The sequence below is a fragment of the Bizionia sediminis genome, assembly GCF_042684585.1.
Taxonomy (GTDB): domain Bacteria; phylum Bacteroidota; class Bacteroidia; order Flavobacteriales; family Flavobacteriaceae; genus Algorimicrobium; species Algorimicrobium sediminis.
Genome location: NZ_JBHULS010000002.1, coordinates 582,731 through 599,615, shown reverse-complemented (window position 1 = coordinate 599,615; position 16,885 = coordinate 582,731). Strand labels below are relative to the sequence as shown.

17 protein-coding genes are annotated in these 16,885 nt (G+C 37.3%); all 17 read right to left on the bottom strand.

Annotated features, from left to right (window positions below; translation table 11 throughout):
- Positions 1-133: 133 nt before the first annotated feature.
- The 17 genes from ACFSQP_RS07050 to ACFSQP_RS06970 all read right to left on the bottom strand — a co-directional run bounded on the left by ACFSQP_RS07050 (position 134) and on the right by ACFSQP_RS06970 (position 16,873).
- On the bottom strand, positions 134-1,360 hold the full coding sequence (locus ACFSQP_RS07050) for a murein hydrolase activator EnvC family protein (RefSeq protein ID WP_376892800.1): 1,227 nt from the start codon (positions 1,358-1,360) through the stop codon (positions 134-136).
- A 2-nt stretch (positions 1,361-1,362) separates the two neighbouring features.
- Entirely contained in the window at positions 1,363-2,139 is a 777-nt protein-coding gene (locus tag ACFSQP_RS07045; RefSeq protein ID WP_376892797.1) for a DUF4292 domain-containing protein, read from the bottom strand.
- Positions 2,139-3,503, bottom strand: a complete 1,365-nt coding sequence (locus tag ACFSQP_RS07040; protein WP_376892795.1) for a tetratricopeptide repeat protein — start codon at positions 3,501-3,503, stop codon at positions 2,139-2,141. Before ACFSQP_RS07040 ends, ACFSQP_RS07045 begins: the two co-directional genes overlap by 1 nt.
- A gap of 107 nt (positions 3,504-3,610) precedes the next feature.
- On the bottom strand, positions 3,611-4,627 hold the full coding sequence (locus ACFSQP_RS07035) for a sugar phosphate nucleotidyltransferase (protein WP_376892793.1): 1,017 nt from the start codon (positions 4,625-4,627) through the stop codon (positions 3,611-3,613).
- A 140-nt stretch (positions 4,628-4,767) separates the two neighbouring features.
- Positions 4,768-5,202 (bottom strand): dUTP diphosphatase, encoded by a 435-nt coding sequence (dut, locus tag ACFSQP_RS07030; protein WP_376892791.1) that lies wholly within the window; start codon positions 5,200-5,202, stop codon positions 4,768-4,770.
- 1 nt (position 5,203) lies between these two features.
- Complete coding sequence (locus tag ACFSQP_RS07025; RefSeq protein ID WP_376892789.1) at positions 5,204-6,664, bottom strand: oligosaccharide flippase family protein; 1,461 nt, start codon at positions 6,662-6,664, stop codon at positions 5,204-5,206.
- A 164-nt stretch (positions 6,665-6,828) separates the two neighbouring features.
- A complete protein-coding gene (gene atpG, locus ACFSQP_RS07020; protein ID WP_376892787.1) occupies positions 6,829-7,689 on the bottom strand; it encodes an ATP synthase F1 subunit gamma in 861 nt (286 codons plus the stop codon).
- 402 nt (positions 7,690-8,091) lie between these two features.
- A complete protein-coding gene (gene atpA / locus ACFSQP_RS07015; RefSeq protein WP_376892785.1) occupies positions 8,092-9,672 on the bottom strand; it encodes a F0F1 ATP synthase subunit alpha in 1,581 nt (526 codons plus the stop codon).
- Positions 9,673-9,726: 54 nt separating this feature from the next.
- On the bottom strand, positions 9,727-10,263 hold the full coding sequence (gene atpH, locus ACFSQP_RS07010) for an ATP synthase F1 subunit delta (protein ID WP_376892782.1): 537 nt from the start codon (positions 10,261-10,263) through the stop codon (positions 9,727-9,729).
- A gap of 91 nt (positions 10,264-10,354) precedes the next feature.
- A complete protein-coding gene (locus ACFSQP_RS07005) occupies positions 10,355-10,855 on the bottom strand; it encodes a F0F1 ATP synthase subunit B (RefSeq protein WP_376892780.1) in 501 nt (166 codons plus the stop codon).
- A 94-nt stretch (positions 10,856-10,949) separates the two neighbouring features.
- The gene (gene atpE, locus ACFSQP_RS07000) at positions 10,950-11,138 is read right to left on the bottom strand and encodes an ATP synthase F0 subunit C (RefSeq protein WP_376892778.1); all 189 of its coding nucleotides are present in this window, start codon (positions 11,136-11,138) and stop codon (positions 10,950-10,952) included.
- A gap of 110 nt (positions 11,139-11,248) precedes the next feature.
- A complete protein-coding gene (atpB, locus tag ACFSQP_RS06995) occupies positions 11,249-12,358 on the bottom strand; it encodes a F0F1 ATP synthase subunit A (protein ID WP_376892776.1) in 1,110 nt (369 codons plus the stop codon).
- Positions 12,359-12,494: 136 nt separating this feature from the next.
- Positions 12,495-12,866 (bottom strand): DUF6168 family protein, encoded by a 372-nt coding sequence (locus ACFSQP_RS06990; RefSeq protein WP_376892774.1) that lies wholly within the window; start codon positions 12,864-12,866, stop codon positions 12,495-12,497.
- A complete protein-coding gene (locus ACFSQP_RS06985) occupies positions 12,859-13,101 on the bottom strand; it encodes an AtpZ/AtpI family protein (RefSeq protein ID WP_376892772.1) in 243 nt (80 codons plus the stop codon). The genes ACFSQP_RS06990 and ACFSQP_RS06985 overlap by 8 nt, the downstream gene beginning before the upstream one ends.
- The gene (locus tag ACFSQP_RS06980; protein WP_376892770.1) at positions 13,064-13,480 is read right to left on the bottom strand and encodes a bactofilin family protein; all 417 of its coding nucleotides are present in this window, start codon (positions 13,478-13,480) and stop codon (positions 13,064-13,066) included. Before ACFSQP_RS06980 ends, ACFSQP_RS06985 begins: the two co-directional genes overlap by 38 nt.
- Before the next feature lie 17 nt (positions 13,481-13,497).
- The gene (gene porW, locus ACFSQP_RS06975) at positions 13,498-16,062 is read right to left on the bottom strand and encodes a type IX secretion system periplasmic lipoprotein PorW/SprE (RefSeq protein ID WP_449252213.1); all 2,565 of its coding nucleotides are present in this window, start codon (positions 16,060-16,062) and stop codon (positions 13,498-13,500) included.
- 103 nt (positions 16,063-16,165) lie between these two features.
- Positions 16,166-16,873, bottom strand: a complete 708-nt coding sequence (locus ACFSQP_RS06970; RefSeq protein ID WP_376892766.1) for an ABC transporter ATP-binding protein — start codon at positions 16,871-16,873, stop codon at positions 16,166-16,168.
- Positions 16,874-16,885: the final 12 nt, after the last annotated feature.

Sequence of the window (16,885 nt, the reverse complement as noted above, 5' to 3'; positions counted from 1 at the left end):
TCCGCAAGATTGCTTATTTCGGAGAGGCTATTAATTGAGTGATAAAACGGCTGCAAGTTTGCAGCCGTTTTTGTTTTTATTTTACCCTGCTTAAAAATAACACAGCATGCAAAAAGCCTAGAAGTACCGTGAATTACATTTTATAAATCCATTCCGCAGGATTTACGGTTTTGGTTTCTCTAAATACGCTAAAACTTAATATCGTTTCGCCATTAGCCGGATTGGTAAAAACCTCGCCAACAGGTTGCTTGGTGCTAACTTTGTCGCCTTTCTTTACATAAATTTTTGCCAAATTTGAATAAGCGGTTATATAATTACCATGCTGAATTAACAAGGTTGGATTACCATTTTTTGATGAAATTATACGCAAAACTTCGCCATTAAATATCGCGCGTACTTGCGCGTTTTTTTCCGTAGCAATACGAACACCCGTACTTTGAATCATGATACTTGGTACTAAAGGCGATGGCTGTTTGCCATAACGCACCTTTACCACCCCTTTTTCTACCGGCCATAGCAACTTTCCTTTATTTGATACAAAATCTTTTGCTAAAGCCGCAGCTTCTGGTGTTAAGGCAAAGTTGCTAGAGGCCGTGCTTGTTTTACCAGCTTTTTTATTAGATGCCGCAATGGCCTCGCGAATAATTTTTTCTATTTCCCGATCAATTTTTTCGGCCTCACGCTGCTTTTTCCGAATTTGTGCTGTGTAGCTCTCCAAATTCTTGGTTATGCTAGCCATTAAAGCTCTGTGCTGCACCAACTCCTTTTCCAGTTCCCGCTGGGCTATTCTGTTCTCGTTAATGAGTTTTTGCTTATCCGATTTTTGACGCAAAAGCGCTGTGTTTTTTTCTTGTAACTCGGCCGTTTTAAGTTTAATAGCTTCGCCTTGCTCTTTTTGGTAATTGGCGTACTGTTTTAAATACTGAATACGTTTGTAAGCCTGCTTAAAATTTGAAGACGATAACAAAAACATTACTCTACTTTGTTCACTTTTACTTTTGTAGGAGGTTTCTATCATTTTAGCATAGCTGGCCTTTAAGGTCTCTAGCTCGTTGCGCAAATCGGATATGGTATTTTGGTTTTCGTTAATTTCGCGCGTTAACAAATTGGCTTGCTGATTGGTTACCTGAATTAAATTTTTACGCACACTAACCCGATAATTAACATCTTCTATAAGCGACATTTGGGACTTCTGCTTATTTTTATCTTGAAATAAAAGCTCGTTAATCTGTTTTATTTCTGCGCGCAACGCTTGGCGCCGGGCCTCCAATTCTTTTTGTTTTTTACTTTGTGAAAAACCAGCAGCAGAGATTCCTATAAATAGAAGGAGAAAAAAATATGTTAACCTAGTTTGCTTCATGCTTATTTTAAATCAATTTTTTCAAATCCCGAAGGAATTTTAAACGGAAACCGCACCGGTTCATTTACTTTAACCGATTTTATGCCCAGTTCTATACGCGTTTCATTGTCCGAATCTAAAGCTATAATTTTTAGTTGCTCGGGAATGCTTTGTTTCTCTATTACTTGATAATTTTGGTAATCTACTTGTAAAAACCGAGATTCTTTTGGTTGTTGTAATTGTTGCGAATCTATTTTAAAATGTGTGGGATTAACAATATAAAATAGTTCGAATAGGGCTTGATGCTCTTTTGGCTGAAACAAATACGCTTGGTTGTAAACAGACATATTAAAATGTTGTTTATCCAGGTCGAAAATAGCATTACCTAATAATAAATTTTGAACCTTGGCAAAATCTAATTCCGTTCCTAATAAATCGCTTAAATAGCTAAAATCGCCATCAAAATAGGTGTTATCTAGCTTGTTGTAAAACTGGACTTTTTCTGGCGTTATAAGCACCCTAATTAGGTTTAAGGCGGAGTTTATCCAGATGGCCTTGTCTGTTTCCATGCGCAGCGTTACGGTATGTGTTTGCTCTTTATTATGCGCTGCATATACCACACGTACTTTTGCTTGCATGGTTTTAAATTTGGGTGTGGCTTGGTTATGAACTTTTAAAACTTCTTTTTTGGAGAGGTTTAAATTGGCTTTACCAGCCGTTAAGTTAACCACGGGTTTACAGCTTATTACCACTAGCATAAGGAGTATGGAAAACCAAAGGATACGAAATGTTTTAGTCATTAATTTAAATCGGCTTCTAATTTTTGGGCTTTATCTAAATATATTTGGGCTTTGTTTGTGTTGTTTAATAGCTGGTGCGCAACACTTAACTGCTTATAAAAATCGGCTTGCATTTTAGGATCATCAATTATATAATCCAAACCCATTTCTAGAGCTTCTACCGCCTTATTTGGTTTGTTTAGCGCGTTTAAAGCTACGCCATTTACCAAATAAAAAATTGGCTGCGACGGGTAATTAGCCAAGGCTTCTGTGCTTAAGGTTTCGGCTTCTGTGTAATTTTTTAAATCGATGTGAAGCAGCAAAACATTTTTAATTAGGGCGTAATTATCGGTATTACTTTTTAATGCTTGTAAATAAAATTGTAAAGCCTTTGCTTTGTTACCTTGCTTTAAGTGGTAGGCTGCCACTTGTTGGGCAGATTGCCCTTTTTCGTCGTTAGAAACCAACATAGTAGCTTCCAATAAATCCGATTCGTAGCTAGGATTTTCGGAAACAAAATTCATAAAATCCGATAGAACCATCATTTTAGCTTCTGGTTTTATTTGCGAACTGGATAGCACAATTTTCATAGAAGCCACAGCTTGTTTTACATTATTTTCATCCATATAAAACTTGTACAAAGCCAAATGTGCCAACTGGGAATTGGGTTTCATTTCCAATAGTTTTTTAGCGGTTTCAAAGGCTTTCTCTTTCTCGTTATTTTCGCTGTACCTATAAATTAAGGCTAGATAATTGGCTTCCTTATTGGGATTAACGTCTACTCTGTTTTCAAGATTGTCTATACGCGCTTGTTTTTGACCTGTGAGTTCGTAAATCTGATTTCGAATAAAATCTCTACTGCTCGATATTCCCAGTTCGGCGTCCATTTCGTCAAGCACGGCTATAGCTTTTTCGTAATTTTTAGTTTTAACGTAAAGTGTTGCCAAGTCTTCTTTATAATCTGGGTGGTACTTTGCCAATTGTTTTACCACCGGAATGGCTTTATCCAAATCGTCTTGTTGTACATAAACTTCGTATAGTTCATCTAAATACCATTCGTTATCGGGCACCATTTTTACGGCTGTTTTTAAAGCAGTTTCGGCGGCTTGGTAGTTTTTTAACAGGTTGTAATTTTTACCTAATTCATAATAAAAAACATGATTGGTGGCATCTAATTCAATACACTTTAACAAGGCTGTAACGGCTCTGTCGTAATTTTCAATGGCCTTTTGTTTAAGCGCTTCAAAAAAATAGTCTTGCTGTAAATCTGCAGCATCGCCCAGATCGTCTTTATTAATATTATTATAATCTATTTGGGCATGGTTGGGCTGCGGAACACATAGCATCCCGAAAAACACACACAAAAAATAGATGGTTTGTTTCATAATTTATTTACTCTGGCCAATAAGGTTTTGCATTCCCTAATTTATTTTTTTAACCGCTTAAAGCGCATTTTAAAACACGTTTGATAGCTGCTAGGTGCTGCTTTACATTATTCCAACACGGTATAATCGCCAATACTAATTTTTGTAAATTCTCCGTTATAATTTACGTGATTTCCAATCATGGCTTCGTCTAAATTAGCGTTTTTAATAGACGTATGATTCTGTATTAAGCTATTTTTAACGGTTGATGCTTCAATGTTACAATCATTACCAATAGATACATATGGCCCCACAACGCTGTCCTTAAGCTTCACATTTTTTCCAATAAAACAAGGTTGAATAATTTTGGAATTATTAATAGACACATTGTCTGCTATTAACTGTTCGCCATCCTGTTCCAAAAACCCTAGCATGCGGGCATTTGTTTCTACGGTAACCGCTTTATTACCACAGTCCATCCATTCGTCCACTTGCCCTGTTTTAAATACCTTTCCGTTGGCCATCATGCGTTTTATGCCATCGTTAATTTGATATTCGCCGCCATTAACAATATTATGGTCCAGCACGTATTGTAGGCACTCTTTTAAAACGCCCACTTCTTTAAAGTAGTATATGCCAATAACAGCCAAATTACTAACATAGGTTTGTGGCTTTTCTACCAATTCCACAATTTCTTGGTTACTATTAAGTTTTACCACACCATAGGCTTCTGGTTTTGCTACTTCTTTTACCCAAATAACGGCATCGGCCTGTTGGTTTAACTTAAAATCGGCTCTAATTAAAGTATCTGCGTAGGCTATAACTGCTGGGCCAGACAAAGAGGCTTTAGCACACATTATGGCATGACCGGTACCTAAAGGTTGGTCCTGACGGTAAATAGACGCTTTGGCTCCTAATGATTGTGCTAAGGCTTCTAAACTAGCAACCACATCGTTTCCAAACCAAGCGGCATCGCCTAGTACAAATGCTATTTCCTCGATAGGCTGATTTAACACCTTTACAATATCTTTTACCAACCTATGCACAATAGGCTCTCCAGCAACGGGAATTAATGGTTTTGGTACGGTTAAACTATGTGGGCGTAATCGTGAACCACGACCCGCCATGGGTACAATTATTTTCATTACTAGCCCTGCAACGCAGGTATTTTTTAAGGTTATACTTAATTTTTTATTGCCATTGAAGCTAAAATGGTGCTGGGCGTTTATACCCCACCAATTTAGATTCTGTTACTACATTTCTATTTTTCCTAATACGGTATGCATTATTTAACACCAGTACTTCCAAAACCACCTTCACCTCTATCGGTTTCCGATAAAGCTTCAACCAGTTCCCATACCGCACGTTCGTGTTTGGCTATAACTAATTGCGCAATACGCTCGCCATTTTGGATGGTAAATGGTTCGTTTGAAAGGTTGACTAAAATAACGCCAATTTCGCCTCTGTAGTCCGCATCAATCGTGCCGGGCGCATTAAGTACTGTAATGCCGTGTTTTGCTGCTAAACCACTTCGGGGTCTAACTTGAGCCTCATAGCCTACGGGAAGCTCCATAAACAAGCCTGTTCCTACAATGCTTCGTTCTAAAGGTTTTAATATTCTAGGTTCCGAAATATTAGCCCGTAAATCCATACCAGCAGACGCGTTGGTTTCGTAATGCGGTAAAGGATGATGGGACTTATTAATAATTTTTATTGTCATATTACGATTTTAATATCTGTTTAATATCCTTTCGTTCTAAACTATATACGATACTCAAAAATACAATTAACATTGGAATACCAATGGCAAAGTTACCCCTAAAATAGTAAAACGAAATTACCGAAAAGCCAACCGAAAGCAGTAAATACAAACCAATTTTCTTTAAATTATACGGAATTGGATAATATTTTCGACCAAAATAATAGGACAGCAGCATCATAACCGCGTAGGCAATAAGCGTAGCCATTGCCGAGGCTTTGTATCCGTAGGTTTTTATAAAAACAATATTTACAATAAGTGTTATTAGGGCGCCCGTAATAGAAATATAAGCACCAAATTTGGTCCGATCGGTTATTTTGTACCAAACAGAAAGGTTGTGATAAATACCCAAACAAAAATTAGCAATTAAAATAATGGGAACAATCCACATTGCTTCCCAATAGGCCTCGCTTCTTACTATAAAAGGCTTGAGCACATCGGCAAAAACAACAACCACTAATAATATTACAGAACCAGAGGCTACAAAAAACTCTAATATACGGGCGTAATTTTTCTGCGGATTGGCCGTATTGGCGTGACTAAAAAAGAACGGCTCTATACCCAAGCGGTAAGCGGTTGCAAAGAGCGTCATGAAAAGTGCTATTTTATAACAAGCGGAATACATGCCAATTTGTGTATCGGCAATAGCATCTGGAAGTAATTTATCTAACAAAATTCTATCAAAAGTCTCATTTACCGAAAAGGCAACACCTGCTACTAATACTGGCAGTGCATAGCGCATCATTTTTTTCCACAAATTCCAGTTAAAAGCGTAGGTAATTTTGGTATAAAACGGCATCATTAAGGCAAGTGTCAGGCCACTAGCTACAACATTAGCAATAAGAATGTAATTTATTTCGAAATTAGGTATGTAAATACTTTTAAAAACAGGTATGTTTTCTGCCAAACCCGACAGCGCCAAAAGAAAGAAAATATTTAAGCCTAAATTAACTACAACATTGGCAATTTTAATAATAGCATAGCGTGTGGGCTGACCCGTAGCGCGAAGCCAGGAAAACGGAATGATAACCAAAGCATCTAATAGTAAAATCCAAATAACAAGTTTAATATAGGCCACTTCCATACCCATAAACTGCGCAATTTGATTTTGACATAAAAACGCCAAGCTAAAAAATACAGCAGACGAACCAATTAACGACAAACTTGCAGTGGCTAGCACTTGGTTTTTATTTTCTGTTTTATTAAAAAAACGGAAAAAGGCCGTTTCCATACCGTAGGCCAAAATGACATTAAAAAGCACAAAATAGGAGAATATAACAGATATTTTACCATATTCCGCAACCGATGAGAGCACCCCATCTGTGGTATACAAAGGGACCAAAACAAAGCTTAACATACGCGGTAACACCGTAGCTAAACCGTATATAAACGTTTGTTTAAAAAGTACTTTAAGTCCGCTCAAAATATATTTTATAAAGAACTTTAAAAGTATTGAATTACCCACAGCTATGAAAATGTTTATGGCAGGATTTTTAGCTGGGTAATTTGGCGGTGTTATTAACAAAAAAACCCTTCATTATTTTGTAATGAAAGGTTTTTTTTAACTGAACTTAACTAAAATGTATTTTAGTTATTTAAAGCTTCTGCGCCCCCAACAATTTCTAAAATTTCGTTGGTAATAGCAGCCTGACGTGCTTTATTATATGTTAGTTTTAACTGGTCGCGTAATTCGGTTGCGTTATCTGTAGCCTTGTGCATGGCAGTCATTCGGGCGCCATGTTCGGATGCAAAAGAGTCGCGAATAACCTTATAAAGTTGGGTTTTTAACGATTTTGGTATAAGCTGTTCAACAATTTCCACTTTAGATGGCTCGTACAGGTAGTCTAACGATACTGTTTCGTCTTTTTGAATAGGAACAATTGGCAAAAACTGCTCCACCATAACATCCTGTGTTGCGGCGTTTTTAAATTTGTTGTAAACAATTTCAATTCTATCAAACTGCCCAGAAACAAACGTATCCATAAGCATTTCTGCTATCTCGGCCACGTTATCGAAGGTTAAATCGTCGAAAATTTCACTTTTAGTAGCAATTACTTTTCCGGTTTTCTTAAACGCATCGTTTGCTTTTTTACCAATAGCTACATACGAAACATTCTGATTAGCGTATTTTTCAGAAGTAACTGCGTTTACCGTTTTTATGATGTTTGAGTTGAAGGCACCACACAAGCCTCTGTTTGAAGTAACCGCTACAATTAAAACATTTTCCACTTCGCGCTGCTCGGCATATTTACTTCCTGCTTCCGCACTCATGGTGGCACTTAAATCCTGTAAAAGCTGTGTTAACTTGTCTGCGTAAGGACGCATTGCTGTAATAGCATCTTGGGCTTTTTTCAACTTTGCAGCAGATACCATTTTCATGGCGCTGGTAATCTGCATTGTTGAGGATACCGAGGTTATTCTGTTACGTATTTCTTTTAAATTTGCCATATTCTGCTTATGAGTTAGGAGTGATGCGTACTGCTAATTTATAACTATCAAGACCACGCTTCACACTTGTTCATCATGTTGTTTTGGTTCAGGTATTACGATTGGTTTACGGGTTTTAATACTTTTATCCTTATGTTACTTCCGTTATAATACCAAACTTATATTACCATCTTCATTGTTTACATGCCCCGCTTAACTATTGGTTTTGCGTTTTTTTGTTGGACACTTAAACGCCAAATGTTTATTGTTGTGTAATTTGTAAGCTAAACTCTTATTTGGTGGTATTCTTGTAACTGTAGGAATTAACGCAATTTAGTTACACCAGCATTACGTGTTTATACAAACCTTTAAAGTTATGGGTTGCTTGTGCTAGCAAAACCCATAACTTGTAACCTTCTTAATTTATTTGCGGTATTTAGCCGATAATTCTTTAGCCACGGTTGTTAACGTATCGGTAACCTCGTCCGTTAATTTACCTGCCTTTAAAGTTGCTAATACATCGCTGTGTTTCGCATTTAAGAACTCTAAATAATCGCGTTCAAATTCTTTTACGTTTTCTACAGGAACATCGCGTAACAAGTTTTTAGAACCAGCGTAAATAATAGCTACTTGGTCTTCCACTTTATACGGATCGTTTTGTGCTTGCTTTAAGATTTCAACATTACGCTTACCTTTGTTAATTACATTTAAGGTTACGGCATCCAGATCTGAACCAAATTTAGCAAAGGCCTCTAGCTCACGGAACTGTGCTTGGTCCAGTTTTAAGGTACCTGATACCTTTTTCATGGACTTAATTTGTGCACTACCACCTACACGCGATACGGAAATACCCACATTAATAGCCGGACGTACTCCAGAGTTAAACAAATCGCCATCCAAGAAAATCTGACCATCTGTAATAGAAATTACGTTGGTAGGAATATAAGCCGAAACGTCGCCCGCTTGAGTTTCAATAATAGGCAAGGCTGTTAACGAACCACCACCTTTAACCATAGGCTTTAACACCTCTGGTAAATCGTTCATTTCTTTCGCAATATCGTCGTTGTTAATAACCTTTGCAGAGCGCTCTAATAAACGAGAGTGTAGGTAGAAAACGTCACCTGGATAGGCCTCACGTCCTGGTGGACGACGTAATAATAAGGACACTTCACGATAGGCTACAGCTTGCTTAGACAAGTCGTCGAACACAATTAAAGCAGGACGACCAGTATCTCTAAAATACTCACCAATAGCGGCACCAGCAAACGGCGCATACACTTGCATTGGCGCTGGATCTGACGCATTTGCTGCTACAATTGTTGTATACGCTAACGCACCTTTTTCCTCTAATGTTTTTGCAATTAACGCAACAGTAGAGGCTTTTTGGCCAATAGCCACATAAATACAATACACTGGGTTGCCAGCATCGTAAAATTCTTTTTGATTTAAAATAGCATCAATACAAACCGTTGTTTTTCCAGTTTGACGGTCGCCAATAACAAGCTCACGCTGGCCACGTCCAACAGGAATCATGGCGTCTATGGATTTAATACCAGTCTGTAATGGTTCGGTAACAGGTTCTCTAAACACAACCCCAGGGGCTTTACGCTCTAGTGGCATATCGTAAGTGGTTCCTGTAATAGGTCCTTTACCATCAATTGGTTGCCCCAGTGTATCCACTACACGGCCTACAATGCCCTCGCCTACTTTAATAGATGCAATTCGTTTTGTACGCTTTACAGTGGAGCCTTCGCGAACACCAACAGAAGGTCCTAATAATACGATACCTACGTTATCCTCTTCAAGATTCAGTACAATACCTTCTAGGCCACCATCAAATTCTACTAATTCGCCGTATTCTGCATTTGAAAGACCGTACGCACGTACAATACCATCACCTACCGTTAATACGGTTCCTACTTCGTCTAAAGATGCACCGGCATCAAAATCTGAAAGTTGTTGTTTTAAGATTGCTGAAATTTCAGCTGGTTTTACTTCTGCCATTTTAATAAAGTATTAAGTATTCAGTATTATGAAATAAGCACTGAACTTTTTTATTTAATTTACTGTAAATTCTCTTTTTAATTTGTTTAATTTATTCACAATACTAGCATTGTATTGCATATCGCCAACACGTAGTACAAAACCACCAATTATGGCTGGGTCCACTATGTTGTTTAAGGTAACCTCCTTGTTTGTTAAAGCCTTAACTTTAGCTAAAACTTTGGCTTCCATATCTGTGGTAATAGCCACAGCAGTGGTCACAACAGCTAGTTGTTTGCCGTTTTGAATATCGTAAAGCTCGGTATACTTTTCCGCTATAGCGTGTATTAAGTTTAAGCGCTTGTTGGCATCTAAAACCTTAAAAAGTTCGGCAGTTAAACCGTTTACTTCTGAAAACACTTGATTTAAAATAGCTTTTTTAGCTTCCGATTTAATAATTGCATTTTTAAGCACGTTATCCAATTCCGAACTTGCTTTAAGTGTTTTTGCAATTAATGCCATATCTGCATTAATAGCTTCAGCTACCTGCTTTTCGGTTGCTAAACTTAACACTGCTTTTGCATAACGTATTGCTGCTCTCGATCCTGCCATTTATATGCCTAATTAGGTTCCTTTTTTTGTTTGTATAACGTTACTTCTAATAAAACCAACGCTTATAGAAGGCTGGTTTTAGCTTGTAAAATTAATTTAAAGTAGTTTCAGATAACATGGACTCTACTAACTTCATTTGTTTGTCCTTGTTTGATAACTCCTCGCGTACTACTTTTTCTGCAATATTTATAGATAATGCTGCCATTTGCGCCTTTAGTTCGGCAATAGCTGCTTTCTTTTCTAGCTCAATGGCCTCTTGTGCCTGGCTAATCATAGCGTCTGCTTGTTGCTGGGCTTCGGTTTTAGCCGTGCTAATCATTTCAGCCTTCATGTCGCGCGCTTCTTTAAGCATTGCATCGCGCTCCATACGCGCATCTTGCAATAATTTTTCGTTAGATGCTTTTAAATTCTGCATCTCTAGTTTTGCCTTGTCTGCAGATTCTAACGCTTCTTGAATACCATCTTCACGATCCTGTAAGGCATCTAGAATAGGCTTCCAAGCAAATTTTCTCATTAACAAAATAACAATTAACAAGACAATTGCTTGCATTGCAAACAAGCCTACCGAAAAATCGTTTAATAAAGTTTCCATACTATATAGCTTACTAAATTTCTGTTTTGTTTAATTTAAAACAGGTTCTGTAACCAACCGTTACAGAAACCTGCTTATTTTTCTTGGAAATGTTTTATTTCCCTAAGATTAATGCACCGAACGCTAAACCTTCTAATAAGGCACCGATGATAATCATCGCTGTTTGAATTTTTCCAGCTGCTTCAGGTTGACGCGCAATACTTTCCATTGCTTTTGATCCAATTTGACCTAGACCATAACCTCCACCGATTACGATTAATCCTGCTCCAATTAAATTGTACATACTAATTTGGTTTTATAAATATTAATTAAACAAACTCTTTTTAAAATTAAATTGTGAAAAACCACAATTTATACCTTACACGTGGTTCCACAACCACGGATGTTTTTAATTTAGTGGGCGTCGTGTTCTTCTACCGCCATTCCAATAAATAAGGATGACAGCATGGTAAAAATAAACGCTTGTAAAAAGGCCACTAATATTTCAATAAACATAATAAACAACGATAATGCTAACGAAATACCAGTAGACACAACAGGCCCAAATGATGCTTTAAGCGTAATCATTAATGCCATTAAGCTCATAATTATAAAGTGCCCTGCTGTTATGTTTGCAAACAAACGCACCAACAGTGAAAATGGTTTAATTACAATAAAACCAACTAACTCGATAATCGCTAAAAGTGGACGTAATATATATGGTACACCAGGCATCCAGAGTGTGTGTGCCCAAAAATCTTTGGTACCACTTACCAAATAAATAACCATGGTAAATATGGCCAAACACGCTGTTACAGCAATTTGTCCAGTAACATTAAATCCTAGTGGTGTTAAACCTAAAATATTAAGAATCCAGATAAAGAAAAATACGGTTAACAAAAAGCCCATGAATTTGCGGTACTTTTTCTCGCCAATGTTTGGTCGTGCAATTTCGTCGCGTACATAAATAACCAACGGCTCCAACGCTCGTGCAAATCCTTTTGGAATGGCATTGCCTTTTTTATAATTCCTGGCCAAACCACCAAAAGCTAACAACATAATGATACCGGTAAGAAACATACCAAAAACACTTTTAGTAATAGAAAAATCGATTACTTTCGAGGCATTTGTTGGATGTTTGTCGGCGTCGAAGTTTAGCGCTGTAGCGCCTTCATCAAGCTCGTAAATTTTTGAGTGGTATTTTACTAGTCGTGTATCGCCTTGGTCCACAATAACTTTTCCGTAATCATCGTGATCGAAGGCAGAGGACATAAATGTTTTTAAACCATTACTTGTCCATACAATTACAGGTAGCGGAAAGCCGTAATGTACACCCGTTTTGTTATTAGTAAAAATATGAAAGTCGTGAGCGTCCTTTAGGTGATGCTCAATATAGCCTAATATTTCGTCTGGGGTATCTATTAAATTATTTTCAACTGCTTCATCTTGAGCAACTGCTGCAAAGGATGTTAATGCTAAAACAAATACTACTAATAATTTGATAGATTTTTTTGCTACCGTCATAACTTTTCTAACTAATAAAATTTGTGCTACCCAAAATTTTGTGCAAATGTACGTAATAATTTAAAAAACCAAACCTCTTTTTATTTAAGTTTTTTAGTTTTTGTAAATTACTACCTAGGATAGACAAGGTGAAAAGCTATTTACTATTCAGCAATTTTCCAACGGCAATAGCTTCTGTAAGCAAAAATACAAACAATGGAATAACCAATGCAATCCGTTCTGGCATTGTTAAAGCATCGTTTTCAAAAACAGGCTCTCTAAAAATAAGCAAGAATAAACCCAGTTTAAAACACATGAGTACCAAATAAGCATTACCCGCTTGGGTAGGAAGATTTTCTGCTACCAACTCCACAGATACATATACAATAGTTGCTGCAATGGCGTGGAATAGATACACATAAAACAATGAAAAACTTAATTCTATAGCCGATAAATAACTATGTAAGGTATAACTTACAGCAAATAATGCCGCGAATAGGATAAGCATGTAAACAATGCGTTTAGTCATCAGGATCTGTATTTGTTAGTTTTATAACTTGAATTATTACGGAAAAAATTGCCAAAAATACGGCTATTAAAGACACTATTTTAAAATATAGCTGATTGGGATTATTAAATTTTTCATCTAGCCAGGCGCCCAAAACACTACCCAAATATATGGTTAACCCCATTTGTAAGGCTATGGTAGTAAACCGGATATATTTATTAAGCGGTTTGTTTGTTTTTGGTTTCTTTGGCCTCACCTTTTTTTAGTTCTTTTACAGCACCAGCCATGGTACAATTAACATTAAATGTTGCGCCAGGCTCTACGGCCAATTTACCCAATACCACATCGCCTTCAATATGGGCGGAGCTCTTTAAAGTTAGTGTACCGGATAATGTAAGTGTTCCAGAAAATTTACCTTCAAAAATAGCATCGGTTCCAGAAATGGTTCCTTTTACCACGCCGGTTTTACCAACTACAATTTTACCTGGTGTTTTTACGCTCCCTTCTATAACGCCATCTATTCTAAAATCGCCTTCACTTACAAAATCGCCTACCACTTGCGTTCCTTGCGCTATAAGGTTTTGGCCTGAAAGCCCATCTGTATTCGATTTACTCTTTTTTCCTTCTGAAAACATGACTCTTAATTATTGGGTTAATTTACTGCTAAATATGCGTCTACATTTTTATGAATTTGCACGGTGGCATAGTTTGAAGACGAAATAGCAAAATGCGGTTTAATAATTTTATTTTTTTTCTTTTCCTCTAGAGATGCGGCATAGCCCATGGCGCCTTGTTTACTGCGCAATCCGTGAACCACCACAAAACTGGTGTCTTTGGTGTAAAAATCTACAGACACCGATAAATTGAAGACATTAACTTGTTTGGTTTCTTTTTCTAATTTCGCTACAAATTCGGTAATACCTATGGTATTGGTTGCCTGAAACGGATAGATTATTTTATAACTGCGTTCCTCTGGATTATCCACAAATTCTGTACTACTAATTTTAGGAAATAAATTATCTATAATATCTTGTGCTTGTTGGCCTTCTTGGGTGTTGGCATAATTATAGGCCACAAAATTTAAGGCTTTACTGTATGCCTCAAAACCGTACAAACGGCCCAATGCCTGTGCCTTTAATAACTCCATTTTTGGCACGATAGGTTCGCCTTCAAAAATAGTTAGGTAGCGTTCGGATTCTGTTACAACATCCTGGTAGGCTTCATCTTGAAACGCTTGATACAAGTTAGCGTAAACGCTTTCGGGACTGCTAGCATCTTTTTCCAATGCGGCTTCTGGATTTTTCAAAATAGCGGCATATCTGGATTCTGGATAGTTTGAAATAATATCGTTTTTAGCTATCTCGGCTTCGGCATTTTCAGAGGTTAGTTGGTATAATTTATATAAATTGTATTTGGTTGGCAACACCAATTTTTGGTCGGGATTTAAAGCCAATAAGGCCTGAAATTTGCTTTTTGACAAGGCATATTCCTTAAATTTTTCTTTGTAAATAACGCCTAATTGGTAGTAGGCACGATTACGTTCGGTTACCATACTGTCAATTACCTGTGCACTGGACGGTATTTGCGCCACATAAAACTCTGGATTAAACAGGGCGTTTTCGGGTTCGTCTTCTGTGTTATTTTCAGCAATAGCCGTGGTATTAGCTTTATTTATACTAGCCCAACGCCAATTATCTTTTAACTCTCTGTTGCCCCAATTTTTGCGGAATTCGTTTTTACCGTAGGCCACAGTTGTTTGGTTGTAAAAATAAAAATTAGAATTACTATTTGCTGAAGGGCCACCCGAACTAGCAGTTAGCCCTACCGATTTACCAAACCTATTTGGAGTCTGATTTACTTGCGCTATTCCTTGGTTGCGTTCGCGCTGTGCCTCTTCCTCTTTTAGTGCCGCAGCTTGTGTTTTAAGCGTTTCTGTATAGCTTTCAAAAAAGGCCATTCTTTGGTCTGGTGTCATGGCTACTAAACCTAAAATACTATCGTTGGCCGCAGCAATGTCTTCGTAGTAAATAACATCCGATAAATTATCGCGTTTACGCTTAATTATCCGGTAAGGCTTGCTATTTAACGCCATGTTTACCAACGTACTGTCGTAATAAGCGCCTGCTTTTTTGTATTCTGTAAAATCGAAAGCAATATCGCCTAGATTTTCATAGTCTTTAGCTATTAAAATTTTATCGTTAGAATTGGTTCTAAGCGATTTATTGTAATACGCAACTGCCAAGGAATCGGCAGCTTCTTTTAAATGATATTGTGCAATTTCGTAATAAATAGCGCCTAAATATGGGCGGTTTTCCCGGTTGTCCTTTAATTCATGGAGCAACTCTAGCATGGCCAGCTTATCACCTCCCAAGGCATCGACATTGCGCGCTTTTTCTAAATGGGCTGCAATAAGATACGCACGTGGTGTTTTTCTGTTTAGCGCAATTACTTTGTTAAAGGCCCAATTGGCACTGTCTTTTAAGGCCAATTTATTGTATAACTGCCCTTGTATAAACCGGTAACGGCCACGTTCGTCGTTACTTTTAGTGCTTTGTGCTGCTTTATTTAATTGCCAAACGGCACTGTCCAACACCTTGCTATTTATATAAGCTTGGGCTAGCATGGAGGTGGCATCGGCTAGGTCCTGATCTTTTAAATCTTCTTGCTCCAGCAACCGTTTTAAATTGGAAATAGCCAACTCATTATTATCCAAACGGATGTTGGTTTTTTCGCGCCATATTTTAGCCTGATTAATTTTATCGCTGGTAGGGTATTTATACAGAATGTAGTTAAAAGCCTCTAGGGCAGGAATAAAACGCTGATCAAAATAGCGGGCTTTCCCTAACAGTAAATACGCTTCGTCTATTTGCGGGTTTTTTTCTTTACCGCCAATATTCATCCCGTGTTTTTGAACTGCTTTTATTGCCTTTTCTTCTGCACGCTCGAAATCCTGATTTTTAGACTGACCAGGCATAATTATTTCTTCGGAAATTTGCATGCGCTCTATGGGTAAGATATTCCAGTAGTTGTCTTTGTATGCGTTGTTTACCGCCTGCTTTCCATTTTCTAGCGCCAAATGGCCGTTATAAAGAATGTTGTATTTAGTGGACATGGCGTGCATATTCCTACTAACAAACGAATCTTTTTTACGCGAACAGCTGTTTAGTATTAGTCCAATACTAAAAAGAAATATTATGATTCTAAAAGAGGTCTTCAACGTTTTTAATGTTTAGTATACATAACTAAAAGGTGCCATGTATATTATGTATTGCCGTAAAAATAAGCATCTTTTTGAATTATAGTAAAAAAAGAACAGACTTTTAAATAGTTTCTGTACCAGCAAAATGAGCCTCCAACTCTTTTAAGGTAGCGGCGCTGGTTTTTAAGTCTTTAACTATTTCGCCTTTTTCTAGTACTACTATGCGTTCGCAAACATCGGTTACGTGTAATAAATCGTGACTAGAAATTAAAATAGTTACGCCTTTGGTTTCGGCTAAATCTTTAATAATTCCTTTTAATCTTATTTGCGTGGTTGGGTCTAAATTGGCAAAGGGCTCGTCCAGTATAATAACTTCTGGATGGCCAATTAGTGCGGCAACAATACCTGCTTTTTTCTGATTTCCCTTGCTTAAGTCGCGTAAATACTTTTTCTGATTTAATATTTCGCCGTGAAAAAAATCTTCAAATTCAGCAATAAGCGCATCGACATCTGCTTTGGTTTGTCCGCGTAGTTCGCCAATAAAATAGAAATACTCTTCGGCAGTTAGATAACCAATTAAAAAGCTTTCGTCTATAAACGCAGCTGTAAAGGGTTTCCAATCTTCGCTTTCATGCACCAGAATTTCGTTGTTTTTAATAAATCCGGTGGTTGGTTGAATTAAATCCAGTAATAAACTAAAAAAGGTGGTTTTTCCAGCACCATTATTACCTACCAAACCAAAACTCTGTCCTTTTGGTATGTTTAATGCGTCCATATTCAAGACGGTGGTGCTGTTATATGTTTTTGAAAGATTAGATGTAACAATCATGGTGGTGTAATT